A 17302-nucleotide genomic window follows, 5' to 3' on the forward strand; every position below is an offset into this window, starting at 1 on the left:
GTCGTAGTGCCGCGTCGTGCCCGTCCCACCTTCGTCCACACCATCGCCCTGCGGGAGTTGGAGGTGGCGCGGGTCGTCGACGTCACTCCCGGGCTGCGCCGGGTGACCCTGACCGGTGAACAGCTGGGATCGTTCACCGGCGACGACGGCACGACGTTCCCCGCGTTCACCACCGAGGGTTTCGACGACAACGTCCGGTTGATCTTCCCGTACCCCGGCGAGAGCGACCCGGTGCTCCCGGTCTACCGGGACGGCAAGTTCCGGTGGCCGGCCGACCCGCCCGCGCTGTGGCGGGTCTACACGGTGCGGCGCTACGACGCGCAGGCCGGTGAGCTCGACATCGACTTCGTGAAGCACGGTGTGGGCGTCGCGACGACGTGGGCGTACCGGGCGAAGGCGGGCGACCGCCTGCACGTCGGGGGACCGTCGGCGTCGAGCGGCCTGCCCGAGGGGTACGACCGGTTCCTCGTCATCGGTGACGACACGGCGATCCCGGCGATCGACCGGTTGCTCCGCGAGCTTCCCGACGGCACCCAGGCCGACGTCTACGTCGAGGTGGCTGAGGAGTCGCACCGGATCGACTTCCCGGCACGTTCCGGCGTCGAGGTGACCTGGGTCGTGCGGAACGGACGGGCGGCGGGCACGGAGTCCTTGCTGCACGCGGTGCGCGAGGCCGGCGAGCGCGAGGGCTCGATGTTCGCCTGGCTCGCCGGGGAGCAGTCCGTGGTGCGCGATCTGCGGCGGTACCTCATCGAGGAACGCGGGGTCGACAAGGCCGACATCGACTTCACCGGCTACTGGCGGCGGGCCGAGGTCGTGGCGCTGGACGAGGACCCCGCCCTGCCCGACCCCGAACGCAACGACGAGGCGTTCGAGAAGTTCCACGAGATGTCCGAACTGCTGCCGCCACTGGCGATCCGGACGGCGGCGAACCTCGGCATCGCCGACTGCATCAGCCGCGGCGTGCGCACCGCGGCCGCGCTCGCCCAGCACACCGGAGCGAACGAACGCTCCCTCATGAAGTTCCTGCGGTACCTCCAGACGCTCGAACTCCTTGCGCGAGAAGGCGATGAGTACCAGCTCACGGAGACCGGCGAGTTCCTCACCGACGAGTCCGTGCTCGACCACCTGGTGTCCACCGGGGTCGACTTCCGCATGACACAGGCGTTCCACGGCCTGGAAGCGGCGGTCCGCGACGATCGTCCGGTGCTGGAGTCGGTGACCGGCCAGGACTGGGACGCCCTGCGCGGCGACGCGACGTTCGAGCACAAGCGCCTGGAGGACAAGTCCCGCTTCGCGCAGGTGCTCGCCGAGCCGCTGGCGAAGTCACCCGCGCTCGCGGGCGTCGGCAGGGTGGTCGTCCACGCGCCTGCCGCGGCGGTCCACGCCGACTACCTCACTTCGGGGCATCCGGAGGCGACGGTCGACATCGTCGCGCTGCCCACCGCGGCGGAGTGGTTCCGCAGCGACATTCCCACCAGCATCGCGGACGCGGCACGCCGTGATCGGATCCGGATCGTCGAGCAGTCGGTGTTCGAGCAGACCGAACCCGCCGACGCCGTGCTGATCATCGACACGCTCGGGCAGCACCGTGACGCGGAGGCGAAGCTCATCCTCCAGCGGGCCGCCGCGAGCCTGCGCCCCGGTGGCCGGGTGTTGGTGGTGGAGGCCACTTTCGACGTCGACGAGTTGGACGAACACGACGCCGAACTCGACATCCTGCGGCTGACGCTGCACGGCTCCGGCTACCGCACCGCGGAGGAACTCGACGCGGTCATCGCCGGTGCCGGGCTGAAGGTGGTCGCGACGTCACTCGTGGGCTGGGGCAACACCTTGCGGGTGCTCGCGCCCTGATTGCGTTGTCTCGCCGCGTTCGCACGCGGCGAGACGCCCTCCCTCACCCGGTCAGGAAGCCACTTCCTCACCGGCCTGGAGCTTCTCCATGACCTCGATCCAGTGGCCCAGCCGCGAGTCCTCGGCCAGAGTGATGAAGTCGATCCGGTCGACCCCCGCGGTGCGCCACCGCTCCACCAGATCCATGAGGCGCACCGAGTCCATTCCCTGGTCGCGGAGGCTCAACTCGTAGTCGATCTCCGCGGGCTCGATGAACAACACGTCGGCGACGTCGGCGATCATCTGCTCGGTGGTCAGGCTCATCAAAACTCCTCGTTCACTGCGTGCCAACATCTTTGGACAGTTCCCACCGGCCGTGTCACACGGTGGAGATCAGGACTTCCTCGCCGCTGTACGGGCGCAGGCCGTCGGTGCGGCCCGCGAAGTAGCGGTCGGCCAGGTCGGCCGCCGAGACGTACTCGGAGCCGGTGAAACCCGCCTGCCGCGCCAGTTCAGTGATCTGGTCGGGCTTGTAGAAGCTGATGAACGGCGTACCGGCCCGCCGGTTGCCCTCCCGGGAGGCGCGCCGGATCTGCACGTCCTCGGGGAGGAGATCTTCGAGGTGGCGGAAGAACGTGAGGATCAGCGAGGAGCCGGACGGCAGGCTCGCCACCCGCTTCAGCGTCGCCGACGTGGCCTCTTCGGTCAGGTACATGGTGACCCCGAGCCAGGACACCACCGCGGGACGTGAGGTGTCGAATCCCGCCGCCTGCAGCCGTTCCCACCAGTCGTCGTTCGCCTCGAAGTCGACCGGGACGAGCCGCAGCCAGTCCGGGATGCCGTACCCGAGTTCGAGCAGCCGGTGCCGCTTCCAGTTCTGCGTCTCCGGCTGGTCGATCTCGAAGACGGTCATGGTCGAGCCCGCGTCGGGATGACGCTGCGCGTAGGTGTCCAGGCCCGCGCCCAGGATCACGTACTGGTCCACGCCGCGGCTCACGGCCTGCGCCACCAGGTCCTCGGTCAGCCGGGCCCGGGCGACGACCGTGCCGCGCTTTCCGCGTGAGGCCTCGGGGACCATGTCTCCGCGCTCGCGCCAGTCGTCGTCGTCCTGCGCCAGCCGGGCACCCAGCACGTCCTCGAGGACGTGCGGCTGCTCGTCCACCTGCGTGTGCAGGGCGCGCCACAACGCCGTCCGTACCGCCGTGTTGTCCGGTGTGCCGACAACGTCATTCGTCACGAGCCAGTCCTTCCTGCTTTGTCGTTCATGGTCCGTCCGGCTTCCCACGCGCTCCACAGCCCGCCGTACACGCCACCTGCGGCGACCAGTTCGTCGTGGGTGCCGGTCTCGATGATCCGGCCGTGCTCCATGACGACGATCCGGTCGCACGTCGCGGCTTGGGAGAGGCGATGCGCGATCACCAACCCGGTGCGTCCGTGCAACGCCGCTTCGGCGGCACGGTCCAGCAAGCCCGCGTGGGTGGAGCCCGCCTCGGCGGTCGCCTCGTCGAGGATCGCCAGTTCCGGGTCGGCGAGCAGCAGCCGCGCCAAGGCGAGTTGTTGTGCTTGCGCGTCGGTGAGCGGATGTCCGCCGGTGCCGATCATCGTGTCGAGACCGTCCGGGAGCAGCGCGACCAGACCGGCCGCCCCGGTGGCGTCCAGTGCCGCGCCGATGTCGTCGTCGGTCGCGCCCGGAGCGGCCAGCGTGAGGTTGTCCCGCACCGTGCCGGCGAAGACGTGCGTCTCCTGGGTGATCAACGCGGTCCGGCCGGGCTGGGCCACCGTCCCGGCGACGGGCAGGTGGACGCCCGCGATGACGGCGGCGAGCGTCGTCTTGCCCGCCCCGGAGGCACCGACCACGGCGATGCGTTCACCGGCGGGGATGTCGAGGGTGAGGTTGTCGAACACGCTGGGGCCGTCGCCGTAGCGGAACGCGACCTCGTGCAGCCGCACGGCGATGCCCTCGTCCGCGGTCGCCGGCGCCTCGTCGGTCTCGTCCGGGATGGTGGCGACGCCGATCATGCGGTTGAGCGAGGCGAGGGCGGACTGGAGGTCGTCGACGACGAACAGCAGTCCGTTGACCGGGTCGAGCAGGCGCAGGACGATCAGCGTCGCGGCGGTGGCGGCGCCGACGGTGGACGCGTCCGCCTCGATCAGGAAGAAGCCGACGACGAGCACGGTGGCGAGGCTGAGGCATTCGCCGAGGTTCAGGCGGAGGCTGAGCATGGCCATCACGGTGCGCGACCGGAGCGTGTGCACCGCGACACCCCAGGACGCGGTCATCACGGTCTGGTGCCGCTGCTCCGCGAGCCCGAGCCCGAGCACCGTGGCGTAACCGCGCTGGGACTCGAGGATCTGTTGTGCCCGAGCGCTCATCGCCGCGCGTTCGGCGCCGTACACCCGAGGGCCGATGCGCAGGTACCAGCGCATGACGAGCACGTAGACGGGCAGCACGACGGCGAAAGCGACGGCGTACGGCCATTCCAGCGCCGCGAGCCCGCCCAGCGACACGACGATGGTGAACGCGGAGACGGTGAGCGCGGGGATCACCGCGGGGGCGGCGTCGGCCACGGCGGTGACGTCGTCACTGGTGCGGGAGATCAGGTCTCCGGTCCCGGCGCGTTCGACGAGGTGCTGGGGGAGCGTCATCGCACGGCTCACGAGTTGTTCGCGCAACCCGGCGAGAACGGTGTGGTAGACGCGGGTGGCGAGCACGATCGTCACCGCGGTGCCGGCCGCGCCGAGCACCGCCGAGAGCACCATGGCGGCCGTGACGGTCAGCACCGTGCCGACGTCGGCGGTACCGGCCTGCACCCGGTCGACGAGGAACCCGATGATCACCGGCGGGATCAGGTTGACGGCGGTGCTGACGATTCCCAGCACTCCCACCAGGGCGAGCCGGAGCCGATGCCCTCGGCTGAGCCGCCACACCTCCCGAGCCGTCTCCTTGCCGCCCGCGACCGGCAGCGTGCTCGTGGTTGCCGCGCTCATGAGGTCGTCCTCGCGGGTACCGGTGCGGCGTCGAGCAGGTCGACGACGCGGTCGCAGCTGCCCAGCAACGCGGGGGAGGAGGTGATCAGCAGAGTCGAGTGGCCCGCCCGGACGTCGCGCAGCCGTCGCGCGATCGTGTGTTCCGTGACCGGGTCGACGGCCGTGGTCGGGTCGTGCAGCACGAGCACCGGGGCGTCGCTCGCCAACGCGCGGGCGAGGGCGAGGCGCTGGAGCTGACCGCCGGAGAAGCTGTTGCCGTCCTCGCCGACGGGGTGGTCGAGATCGGCGGCGAAGTCACCGCACGCCGCCGCTTCCGCCGCAGCGGTCACCAGCTCGGGTGAGGCCGCGGTGGCGGTGAGGTTGTCGCGGATCGTGCCGCTGAACAGCATGACGCGGTGCGGGGTGAACGTGACCCGGGAGCGGTACTCCGGCGCGGTCAGCTCCCGCGCGGCGATGCCGTCCAGCCGCACTTCCACCTCGCTGCCGGGATCACGCGGATCCAGCAACGCCTCCGCGACGCGGGCGGCGCTCAGGTCGTCGATGCGCACGCCCACGAGTTCGCCGGGCTCCACCCGGATCGTGCCGCCCGGCGTGGACACCTCCAGCACCGGCAGCGGTCCGACCACTGGCCGGGCTGCGTCGTCCGGCTCGGGTGTTGCCGTGGCGTCGGTCTGCAACGCGTCGAGGATGCGCGCGGAGGAAGCACGGGATCCGGCGAGGTTGGGGATGGAGTCGTTCGCGATCGACTGGATCTGCGGCAGCAACGCCTGAGCGAGGCCGACGGCGGCGATCAGCTGGCCGACGGTCAGCTGCCCGTCCACGGCGAACCAGCCCGCCAGTCCCATCACGGCCGCGACGAACGTGCCGGTGACCACGCCGGAGCCCATCAGGAACCGCCCCAGCACTCCCGCGTTGCGCTTGGCGCCGACCAGCGTGCCCTGGCTCGCCTCCCGGTACCGCCTGGTCGCCTCGGCCTCGGCGCGCATTCCCTTGACCACCCGGTACCCGGCCACGACGTCGGTGGCCAGACCGACCGTGCCGGCGAGCAGTCCCTGGTACTCGCGGGTGTCCCGGGACAGCCGCTCGCTCAGCACGCCCATCAGCCACACCGCGACCGGCGCACCGATCAGCACCGCGAGCCCGAGCACCCAGTGCGTCCCGAGCAGCGACACGGCGATGAAGCCGATGGTCATGATCCGCGCGATCGGCATGATCGAGAGCTGAACGCCGTTGGCCAGCCGGGCGACGTCGTTGGTCATCACCGAGACGACACCGCCGTCCGGCGCGTGGGCGCCGCCCCCGACCGGATGCAGCACGCGGGTCGAGAGGGTGGTCCGGAGGCGGTGCTGGAGCGACTGGATCGCGTACGCGGTCAGCTGGACGGCGAACTTCGCCGCCACCGTCAGCACGAGGTACAGCGCCACCAGCACGCCCAGCCACAGCACCAACTGGCCCGCGTTCCCGGTCGCCAGCGCCCGGTCGATCGCGAGGCCCATCACCACCGGGACGGCCGCTTCGCCGACCTGCCACACGATCGCCGCCAGCGTCGCGGGAACGGTGATCCGCCGCGCGGAGAGGATCACGCGCACCAGGAACCGACCGGCCGTCGTCCCCTCGGGGGTCTCGAACGGCGTGACCTCCGGCGGCACGGTGGGCGCCTGCAGGAGCACGGGCAACCACCGGGTCAGAGGTCCCCGCCCCAGCCCCAACGGGTCAGGACGGTGGACGGACCCGGCGTGGGCGTCGCCGCGGTCAGGTGGCGGGATGGGTGGTGGCACGGCGCAAGGTTAGCCTAGCCTTCATTGACGTAGTAGTGATCGTTGCCTCGGTCGGCGATCTGGTCTCAAGAGAAGTGGGTGTGCTTCCGTTGACGGCTTTCGATCGTGCGGAGTTGACTGCGAGCCAGCGGGGCAACTGGGTGGCACGGAAGCTTGCCCCCGAGTCCTCGGTGTTCTGCGCTGGTCAGCTGATCTGGCTTCCCGGTCCGGTGGATCCGGCCGTGTTCGCGTCCTCGGTGAGCGCGGTGTTCGCGGAGACCGAGGCGCTGCGGGTGCGGTTCAGCGACGACGACGGTGTTCCGTTCCAGGTCATCGACGACGCCGCGACGCTCGCGACGGAGATCGTCGACACCGGCCTCGCCGATGACCGGATTCGGGCGCTGGCCCGCGAGCAGCTCATCGGACCGGCGGCCACCGCGGGAGAGCCGGCGACCTGCTCCACCCTGATCCGCCGGGAGAACGGCACCTGGGCGTGGATCCTGATCACCAACATCCTGCTCGTGGACGGCTACAGCATCTCGCTGTTCATCCGCCGCGTCGCCGAGGTCTACTCCGCGACGCACGCCGGTGAGGCGATTCCGGAGCGCTGGTTCGGCAGCGTGAAGAACATCACGGACGCCCAGAACTCCGGCACCGGGCTCGAAGAGGGTGTCGCGTACTGGAGTGGCGTTCTCGGCGTCGAGTCCGCAAGCCTGGAGAACGGGGAGGACCTGTCCGGGGTCTTCGTGTCGTCGAGCCGGCCGGTGGTCGTCCCGGTTCCTGACGACACCTACTCGAAGGTGCAGCAGTTCGCTCGCACGGCACGGGTTTCCTGGACCGACTCGCTGATCGCGTTGTGGGGCGTGTACACCGCTCTGGCCGAGGGGCGTGACGTCGTCGCGGTCCGGGTTCCCCTGATGTTGCGCGATGATCGCGAGTCGCTGAAGACGCCGAGTGCGATCTCGCGCGCGATCCCGGTCGTCACCGAGATCAGCCCCTACGAGTCCTTTGCTGATGTGCTGGCGATCGTCGCGGGCCAGTTGAGGACTTCTCGGCGGCACACGACCGTGGAAGATCACCAGATCGCCCGCTTGTGGCCTGGCGGCCAGGCTTCGTACCTCACGCTGCCGACGATCAACATCAGGCTCTTCGACTCGACTCCGCACCTGGGTGACGTCGAGGCGGTCTCCGAAACGATCAGCACCGGTCCGGTCGGATCGCTCGACCTCGCGGTGTATCGCAACGCCGACACCGGCATCCGGCTGGAGCTGTCCACGGGCTCCACCATCGGTGACCCGCTGCGGCACGCCGAACAGTTCAGTCAGTTCCTCACCACAGCGTTCGACGGGTCTCCGGCTCGAACCCTGCACGACCTGAGCACCGGACTCACATCCGATGCCGGTCCGGACCTGAAGTGGGCGAGCGGCGAGACTCTCGACGTCCCTCCGTCCACAGTGGACGAGCTGGTGCGCCGACGGGTCGAGGCCGATTCGACCGCGGTCGCGATCGTCGCCGACGGCGTCGAACTCACCTACGGCCAGTTCGACGCACGGGTGAACGCCTTCGCTCACCACCTGGTCGAGCAGGGTGTGCGGGTGGGGGACCGGGTCGCCATCGCCATGACGCGCTCGGTGGACCTGGTCGTGGCGCTGGCCGCGGTGTGGCGCGCGGGGGCGGCGTACGTGCCGATCGACCTGGGGTACCCGGCGGACCGCATCGAGTACATCCTCGACACCGCCGCACCTGCGCTGGTCATCACCGAAGTGCCGCAGCACCTGGCCGAGATCGCCCCGGCGTTGTCCCGGTCGCTGAACGAACTCGACGCCGCCGTGGTGATCTTCACGTCGGGCACGACGGGCAATCCGAAGGGCGTGACCCTCACGCACCGCGCACTCGTCAACCGCCTCGCCTGGGGCCAGCGGGTACTGGACTACTCACCGGACGACGTGGCGCTGTCGAAGAGCGGCGTGGGGTTCGTCGACGCGGTGACCGAGTTGTTCGGGCCGATGATCGCCGGTGCCCGAATCGTTGTCGTGCCAGCGGAAACCGCGCAGGACCCGGCGGGCCTGCTCGCCACGATCGCCCGGCATCGGGTCACGCATCTGCTGACCGTGCCCAGTTTGGCCGACGTGCTCGTCCGTCACGACGACGCACCGGCAGCGCTGACCTCGGTCCGGTCCTGGGTCTCGTCCGGTGAAGCGCTCACCTCGGGCACCGCGGACACCATGCGCACCGCTGCGCCACAAGCAACCCTGCACAACTTCTACGGCTCGTCCGAGGTCACCGGCGACGGCACGGCGGTCGTCATCACCGGCGACACCTCGATCGGTGCACCGGTCGCGAACACGACCGCGCACGTTCTCGACGCGTGGCTGCGTCCGGTGCCGGTCGGTGTCGCCGGTGAGCTCTACCTGGGTGGCGTGCAACTCGCCGACGGATACTTCGCCCGCCCTGGCCTGACCGCGGACCGATTCGTCGCCGACCCGTTCAGCGACGACGGCGCGCGGCTGTACCGCACCGGCGACGTGGTGCGCTGGAACTCGTTGGGGCAGCTGGAATACTTCGGTCGCAGCGACGACCAGGTGAAGATCCGCGGACACCGGGTCGAGCCCGGCGAGATCCGTGCGGTCCTCGAACGGCACCCGGCGGTGTCCGGTGCCGCCGTCGTTGCCCTGGACCACCCCGCCGGTGGCAAGTACCTCGCGGCCTACGTGACCACGTCCGGTACCGAGGACGCTGCGCTGTTCGACACCCTGCGCGAGCACCTCGCCCAGTCGCTGCCGGACTACATGATGCCCACGACGTTCACGCGCCTGGACCGATTCCCGGTCACCCCCAACGGAAAGCTCGACCGTCAGGCGTTGCCGCAACCGGACCTCGCCGCGGGTGCGGCCGATGGCCGGTCACCGCGCACCGCCGCCGAGGTCGCCCTCGCCGGCATCTTCCGCGACGTGCTGCACCTCGACGGCGACACCGATCTCGGCGTGGACAGCGACTTCTTCCGCCTGGGCGGGCACTCGCTGCTGGCCGCACGGGTCGTCGCCCGCGCCAACGCCCACCTCGGCACCGCGCTGACCCTCCGCGACGTCTTCGACCACCCCCGCGTCAGCGACCTCGCCCGCATCGCCGAGACCAACACCGGCACCGTCGAGCCGTCCGGTACGCAGATCGGCGACCTGCCCCGCCCCGACCTGATCCCGGTCTCCTACGGGCAGCAGTCCCTGTGGTTCACCGAGCAGATCGCCGGGCGTTCGGTCTACCGGACCGAGATCGTGCTGCAGGCGGGCGTGCGGCTCGACCTGGACGCGCTGGACACGGCGGTCCGCAGGGTGGTCGCCCGTCACGAGATCCTGCGCACGATCCTGGTGCCGGACGAGGAGTCCTCGTCGCTGCGGCAGATCATCTGCGCGGAACCCGACGGCGACACCTCGGTCCTGGAGGTCGAGGAGGTCGGTGACGAGCCGCTCGGTGACAAGATCGCCCAGGTGGCCGCGCTGCCGCTCGACTTCACCACCGAGTTCGGGCTGAAGTTCCACCTGCTGCGGCATTCCGACGGCGACGTCCTGATCGCTTACGGGCATCACATCGTCACCGACGCGGACTCCTTCGGGATCCTGGTGCAGGAGCTGAACGAGTTCTACCTCGAAGCGGTCGACGGCCGTGCCACCGAGGTCGCGCCCCTGTCGATCCAGTACGCGGACTTCGCGGTCTGGCAGCGGCACGTGCTGGGCAGCCGGAAGGACCCGGAGTCCCGCTACCAGGCGGATCTGCGGTACTGGCAGGACGTGCTGGCGGAGCTGCCGACGGAGACCGTGCTGCCGCTCGACCAGTCCCGCGACGCCTCCGAGGAACGCACCATCCGACCGGCCACCACCTCGCTCACCGGCGAGGAGACGGCCGTGGTCGACGAGTTCCTGGTCGAGCACAAGGCAACGCCGCTGCAGGCGTTGATCGCGGCGTTCTCGTTGGCGCTGTGGGACGAAGGCGCCGGTGACGCGGTGCCCATCGGCACCCCGGCCAGCCTGCGCGACCAGCCCGAGTTGCAGGACCTCATCGGGTACTTCGTGAACACCGTCGTGGTGCGCGCCGACGTCGACGTGAAGGCGGGCTTCGCCCAGTCGTTGCTGCGCTGCCGTGATCGGATGCTCGAAGCCGCCGACCACAAGCTCGTTCCGTTCGAGCACGTCGTCGAGGCGGTGAACCCGCCGCGCCAGGTCGGGATCAGCCCGCTGTTCCAGGTGATGGCCGCGTACGTGGATCGCGGTGGGGATTCGGGGGCGGATTCGCCGCTGACCAACTACACCTCGACCACGGCGGACGGCCCGCTGGCGGCACAGCCCGCGTTGTTCGATCTCGTGTCGAGCATCGAGAGGCTTCCCGGCGGGGCGTTCGGCGTGAACCTGAACGCGGCCCGCGAGCTGTTCTCGGCCGACACCACGGCACGACTGCTGCGCAAGACCGCGCGGTTCCTCGTGCTCGGCGCCCGGCACCCGGAGGTGACGGTCGCGCAACTCGCCCAGATCGTCCGCGCTGACGACGACAACCGGGCCAAGGCCGACGACGGCGCCAGCCGCTTCCGGTTGCCGCTGGAGGACTTCGACATCACCGCGGCTCCGTTCTGGCGGGCGGCGATCGACCACGTCGGTCACACCCTGCGGCTGGCGGTCCGCGACGACGGTGCCGGTGACCTGGTCGCCGAGACCGGCAACCCCGAGCTGCTGGACGCGGTGAAGGAGAAGCTCACCGAGCTGGTCACCGCGTATCAGGCGAAGGTTCCGATGATCGTCGTCCCAGGCGCGGCTGCGGCCGGGTACGAGGACGACGCACTGGCGGCTGTCCTCGACGACCCGTTCTGGGAGGACTGGGTAGATCAGCTCGCCGACGCGAGCGACACCGTGCTGCCGCAGCGAGGCGACTCGGCGGCGTCGAGCGGTACGGCGTCCCGTCAGGTTTCCGTCGCGGACGGAACTTCCCTGCCGTCCGTCGTGCTGGCGGCCGTGGCCGGGGCCCTGGCCGGGATCGCGGAAGGCGACCTGGTCGTGGAGTTCCACGAGTCCGACGGTCCGTTGAGGACCCGCAGGTTCCCCGTGCTGCTCGACGACCGCGATGCCGCCGGACTGAGTCCGCAGCGCGCGGCCGAGTACGCCGCGCTGGCCGGACACTCCCGGTTCAGCCGCTTCTTCGACGACCTTCCGATCCCGCGGATTCGGGTAGGTGTGTTCCGCAGCCTCGCGGAGCCGGTCGCGGCGGTCGGTGTGCCCGAGGACGGACTCGGCATCCAGGTCCACGTCTCGGGCGGCGTGGTCCGCGTCTGGGCCGAGTCGGCGCCCGCCGTCGACGTCGACACGACGGCGCTGGCCGCCACCATCGCCGAGGAGATCGCCGACGCCGGCGTCCCCGCGGCCGGCCGCGAGCGCAGGGACGCGTTCACGCTGCGGCGCGCGGACCGGGTCACGCTGACGCCCGGCGAGGAAGAAGCCATCCGGGCCCGGTACGGGCGTGACGCGCAGATCCTGCCGCTCGCGCCGTTGCAGCGCGGCCTGTTCTACCACCTGTTGCGGTCGCAGGAATCCGACGACCACAACACCTACGTCTCGCAGGTCACCCGGCAGCTCGCGGGAGATCTCGATCCCGAGCGGATGCTGGCGTCCATCGCCGTCACGATGGAGCGCTACCCCAACCTGCGGGCGGCGTTCGTCCCGCCGGGCGACGTGCAGGTGATCCCGTCCGGCGTCGAGGTCCCCGTGCGGGTCATCCGGCTGGACGAGTGGGGTGACGGCGGCGTCGACGTGGAGCGGTTCCTGGCGGCCGAGCGAGGGGAGCCGTTCGACTTCGAGACGCCACCGCTGATCCGGTTCACGCTGCTCGAACACGGCCACCAGGAGTGGACGTTGGTGATGAGCTTCGAGCACATCCTGCTCGACGGCTGGTCCATCAACGCGGTGTTCGGCGAGATTCTCAGCGTCTACGCGGACGACGGCTACGCCGAGAGGGTGCGACCGGCGTCGTTCCGGTCCTATTTGGACTGGGTCGACGACCAGGACCCCGCAGCCGCCTACCGTGCCTGGGACCACTACCTCGCCGAGCTGTCCGGCCCGACGTTGCTGTGCCCCGACCTCGGGGACGCGCAGAGCGAGACCGGTGAGCTGCACCTCGACCTCAGCCCGGCAGAGGCCGCGACGGTGTTCCGCACCGCGCGCGAAGCCGGGGTCACGGTGGGCACCCTGCTCCAGACCGCCTGGGGCATCGCGCTCAGCCGGCTCGTCGGCAGCAACGACGTCGTGTTCGGCAACACGGTGTCCGGGCGGCCGCCGTCGTTGCCCGACGCCGACCGGATCATCGGCCTGCTGTTCAACACCGTGCCGATGCGGATGACCCTGCCGCCGTTCGAGACGAACCGGCAGTTGCTCGCCAGGGTCCAGTCCGAGCAGCTGCACGTCATCGACTACCCGCAGGCCGCGCTGACCCAGATCCAGACGAACGCGGGCGTGCCGGTGCTGTTCGACACGCTGTTCGTGGTGCAGAACGTGCCGCTGGGCAAGAGCACCGGGGCGGACGGAGACGGGTTGCGGGTCGTCGGCGCGAAGGTCGACGACGCGACGCACTACCCGGTGACGTTCGCGATCGACCCGGAGGAACGCGACGGGTCGGCGACCGTGCACGTGCGCCTGTCCTACCGCCGCGACGCGTTCGACGCCCCGACCGCCGAGCAGGTGCTGCGCCGCTACGTGCAGGTGCTCACGTCTCTCACCCGCCGGCTCGACGAGCCCGTCGGCACGATGTCCGCGCTGCTCGCGGACGAGACCACCCCGCACACGGGTGTCGCCGCCGACCTCGTCCGCGACGTCGAGCCGGTCACCGTCGCCGAGTTGCTGGACCGGCAGGTGTTGTTGTCCGGCAACGAAACGGCGCTGGTCGCCGGAGATCGCGTGTTCACCTTCACGGAGTTCTTCGCCGAGGTGAACCGCTACGGCCGCCTGCTCCTGGACGGGGGAGTGCGCCCCGAGCACAGGGTCGCGCTGCTCCTGCCGCGTGACGAGCGGATGGTCATCGCGATGTTCGCGGTGTTCGCCGTGGGGGCTGCTTATGTTCCGGTGGACGCTGAGCTGCCGGACGAGCGGATCGGCTACATGATCGAGGTCGCGGAACCGACCGTCACCCTGGTGACCGACCGCGACGTGGAGCGGCTCACCGGCAACGTCGGCAAGGCGATCAACCTCGACGACGCGACGACGCTCGATCACCTCGCCCGGGCCGACACAGCGCCGATCACGGCGGCCGAACGAGGCGGGGAGATCTCCCTCGACAACCTCGCGTACATCATCTTCACCTCGGGCACGACCGGGCGGCCCAAGGGAGTCGCCGTCGGTTATCGCGGCCTGACGACCATGTACGTCAACCACGTCGAGAAGATCTTCGACCGGGTGGTGGCCCACCAACAGGGTCGCCGGATGAAGATCGCGCACACCACGTCGTTCTCCTTCGACGCCTCGTGGGAGCAGTTGTTCTGGCTGCTGAACGGCCACGAGGTGCACGTCATCGACGAGGAGATGCGCCGCGACCACCAGCGCCTGCTCGCGCACTACGACGAGACGCGGATGGACGGCTTCGACGTCACCCCGTCCTACGGTCAACTCCTCGTCGAAGAGGGCCTGCTCGACCGGGACCGGCCGGCAGGCAGGTCCGTGGCCTCCGACGCGCCCGGCGTCGTGTTCGTCTCCCTCGGCGGCGAGGCCGTCCCGGACAGGTTGTGGCAACAACTGCGCGACGCACCCGGTGTCGAGTCCTACAACCTCTACGGGCCAACGGAATACACGATCAACGCGCTCGGTGCCGACCTGGCCGACAGCACCACGTCGAGCGTCGGCACGCCGATCTTCAACACCCGCGCGTACATCCTCGACGAGAACCTGGACCCCGCGCTGCCCGGCGTCGCCGGAGAGCTCTACCTCGCCGGTGACGGCACCGCGCGCGGCTACTGGGGCCAGTCCGCGCTGACCGCCGAACGGTTCGTCGCCTGCCCGTGGGAACCGGCGGAACGCATGTACCGCACCGGCGACCTCGCCCGCTGGAACGACGACGGGATGATCGACTACCTCGGCCGCGCCGACGAACAGATCAAGATCCGCGGCTACCGCATCGAACCGGACGAGATCCGGGACGTGGTGCAGAAGTTCCCGGAGGTGACGCGCGCCGAGGTGGTCGCCTTCGAACACTCCACGGGCAAGCAGCTGGCCGCCTACTACAGCTCCACAGTGGACGGCGACATCAGCGAGCAGTTGCGCGACCACCTGACCAAGTTCCTGCCGGACTACATGGTCCCGGCAGCCCTGGTCCTGGTGGACTCGTTCCCGCTCACCCCGACCGGGAAGCTGGACCGCCGGGCCCTGCCCCCGGCCGACGTGGCCGCGTCCGGACTCGGCACGGGCCGGGCGCTGGAGACGGACACGGAACTCGCGCTCGCCGCGATCTTCCGCGACGTGCTCGACCTCGACGAGGGTCTTGTCCTGGGCGCTGCCAACGACTTCTTCCGGCTGGGCGGGCACTCACTCGCGGCCATGCGACTGGCCTCGCAGATGAACCGCAAGTTCCCCGTGAACACGGCGATGCGGGACGTCATCACCGCGTCGACGATCGGCGAGCTGAGTGCGTTGCTGGACAAGAAGATGCACCCGGACGCCGATCCCGAGGCCGACATCTCCTCGATCGCGACCTGGTTCACCCCGTCGGCGAACGGGCGCACGCTGTTCTGCGCGCACCCGAAGTTCGGTGCCTCCTCCATGTACTCGGAACTGGCGCCGTACCTGCCGGATGGCGTCGGGCTGGTCGGCATCGACGATCCGGCGATCATCGGCCTGGACGTCGAGTTCGACGACCTCGACAGCCTCGCCGCCACCTACGCCGACGTCATCCAGGGACTGCAACCGGCCGGACCGTACGAGCTGCTCGGTTGGTCCTACGGCGCACACATCATGTTCGCCGTGGCACGCCAACTCCTCGCCAGAGGAGAACGCGTGCGCCCCTTGGTGATCGTCGACGCCATGCCCGCCGGTTCGGAGAACACGACGGAGCTCACCGAACGACCGGGTGGCGCCGAGTCGATGCACGACGAGATGCGCAAGGCGTTCGGCGAGGAGGCGTACACCGAGTTGGTCGCCGACGTGAAGCAGCTCAAGGCCGTCGAGACGGCGGGCCGCCGTTGTGACGTCCTGACGTCGACGCCGACCAAGGGAGTTCTCGACATCGAGGCGCTCGTGATCGCGTCGTCCGCGACCCACACGCCCCGAGTGGCGGAACTGGGCCGCGAGGACGCGCTGGGATGGTCGGGGCACCTGACCAACTTCGCGTTCTTCCTCGCGGAGGACGAAGACCACCAGTCGATCCTGGAGCCGGACTCTGGGCTGTTGAAGTGGGGACCGCTGCTGACGAACCTGTTGGCCCGCTGAGAAAAACCCGAAGCCTGGTGCAGCACGGCGAACCGTGTTGCACCAGGCTTCGAGTCGCTCAGACGACGGCGGCAGCGTCCTGCAGGCTGTCGAACAGGGCCGCGCGCCGCATGTAGGCGCGCGCGGTGTCGAACTTCTCGGCGGTGCGGCGCATCTCGTCGAGCTTCTGCTGACGCACCTGGGGATCGCGTTCTTCCAGCAACCGCTTGTTGGCGATCGTCTGGGCCTGCACGTAGTTCACCGCCGCATGGCGACGCTGGCGGCTGTACAGGTCGAGCAGATCGTCAGCCGCACCCGCGAGCACCTTCGCGAGCTTCTCGGTCAGGTTGACGGCGTCGTGGATGCCGCCGTTCATCCCCATGCCGCCGATCGGGTTGTTCACGTGCGCGCTGTCGCCGGCGAGCAGCACACGTCCCTGCCGGAAGGTCGCGGCCACGCGCTGGTTGACTCCGTACACGTCGCGGTACTCGACGTGGTACGGGCCGCTCTTCGGCAGGAACTTCTGCAACCGCTCCTCGACGCGGGTCGGTGACAACGCGGTGGCGTCGTCCTCGTCCTGGCCGATCGGCAGGATCACCCGCCAGAGCCCCTCGGGCGATTCCCCCCTCACCTTGAACACGTTCGCCCACTCGTTGGGGTCCGAGAAGTAGTTGCGGTACACCAGATCCGGCTTGACCGACTGCAGGTCGAAGCTGGTCGCGATCTTGATGAACCGCTCCGGGTAGGTGAACCCCTCGAACTCGATGCCGGCGAGCCTGCGCACCGTCGAACGGCCACCGTCACAACCGACGACGTAGGCCGCCGTCATGCGTTCCGGACCGGCGGGGGAGGTGTACTCCACCTCGACGCCGTCCGCGGTTTCGGTCAGCCCGGTCAGCGTGTGGGAGAACCGCACGTCGAAGTCGGACTCGTTCGCGTACTCCGCGGAGATGGCGGCGGTCAGCTTGTACTGCTCGAACTGGAGCACGTACGGGAACCGGATCTCGTCCTTCAGGCGGCCGAGATCGAACTCCGCCACGACTTCCCCGGTCGGCCGGTCGTGGAAGCGGTAGATGCTCGACAGGAGGCTGTGGTCCCGGATCTTCTCGGTGACGCCCAACTCGTCGAGCATCTCCAGCGTGCTCGGGTGGATGGTCGCCGCGCGCTGGTCCTTCACCGGCGCGGGCTCTGCTTCGAGCACGGTCACCGGGATGCCGTGCCGGTTCAACGCCAGCGCGCAGACCATGCCGACCGGGCCCGCGCCCACGACGAGGACACGTGTGTTCTGGTTCGGCATGC

General features: G+C 69.7%; 7 protein-coding genes. 2 read left to right on the plus strand and 5 right to left on the minus strand.

Annotated elements, in window-relative coordinates:
- Positions 1 to 6: 6 nt before the first annotated feature.
- On the plus strand, positions 7 to 1854 hold the full coding sequence (locus JNUCC0626_RS06540; RefSeq protein WP_394618757.1) for an SIP domain-containing protein: 1848 nt from the start codon (positions 7 to 9) through the stop codon (positions 1852 to 1854).
- Positions 1855 to 1905: 51 nt separating this feature from the next.
- On the opposite strand, the gene JNUCC0626_RS06545 is transcribed toward JNUCC0626_RS06540, so the two are convergent.
- The 4 genes from JNUCC0626_RS06545 to JNUCC0626_RS06560 are packed head-to-tail and all read right to left on the minus strand — an operon-like array spanning position 1906 to position 6599.
- Positions 1906 to 2157 (minus strand): phosphopantetheine-binding protein, encoded by a 252-nt coding sequence (locus tag JNUCC0626_RS06545; RefSeq protein WP_394618758.1) that lies wholly within the window; start codon positions 2155 to 2157, stop codon positions 1906 to 1908.
- 55 nt (positions 2158 to 2212) lie between these two features.
- On the minus strand, positions 2213 to 3070 hold the full coding sequence (locus tag JNUCC0626_RS06550; protein ID WP_394618759.1) for a class I SAM-dependent methyltransferase: 858 nt from the start codon (positions 3068 to 3070) through the stop codon (positions 2213 to 2215).
- A complete protein-coding gene (locus tag JNUCC0626_RS06555) occupies positions 3067 to 4821 on the minus strand; it encodes an ABC transporter ATP-binding protein (RefSeq protein ID WP_394618760.1) in 1755 nt (584 codons plus the stop codon). Before JNUCC0626_RS06555 ends, JNUCC0626_RS06550 begins: the two co-directional genes overlap by 4 nt.
- Positions 4818 to 6599, minus strand: a complete 1782-nt coding sequence (locus JNUCC0626_RS06560; protein WP_394618761.1) for an ABC transporter ATP-binding protein — start codon at positions 6597 to 6599, stop codon at positions 4818 to 4820. Before JNUCC0626_RS06560 ends, JNUCC0626_RS06555 begins: the two co-directional genes overlap by 4 nt.
- 80 nt (positions 6600 to 6679) lie before the next feature.
- Here JNUCC0626_RS06560 and JNUCC0626_RS06565 point away from each other — a divergent pair, with 80 nt between their 5' ends.
- Positions 6680 to 16024 carry an amino acid adenylation domain-containing protein gene (locus tag JNUCC0626_RS06565; protein WP_394618762.1) on the plus strand — a complete coding sequence of 3115 codons (9345 nt, stop codon included), beginning with the start codon at positions 6680 to 6682 and terminating at the stop codon, positions 16022 to 16024.
- A gap of 58 nt (positions 16025 to 16082) precedes the next feature.
- Here JNUCC0626_RS06565 and JNUCC0626_RS06570 read toward each other — a convergent pair whose 3' ends face one another.
- Positions 16083 to 17300, minus strand: a complete 1218-nt coding sequence (locus JNUCC0626_RS06570) for an FAD-dependent oxidoreductase (protein WP_394618763.1) — start codon at positions 17298 to 17300, stop codon at positions 16083 to 16085.
- Positions 17301 to 17302 lie beyond the last annotated feature (2 nt).

The sequence above is a fragment of the Lentzea sp. JNUCC 0626 genome (genome assembly GCF_043632865.1).
GTDB lineage: Bacteria > Actinomycetota > Actinomycetes > Mycobacteriales > Pseudonocardiaceae > Lentzea.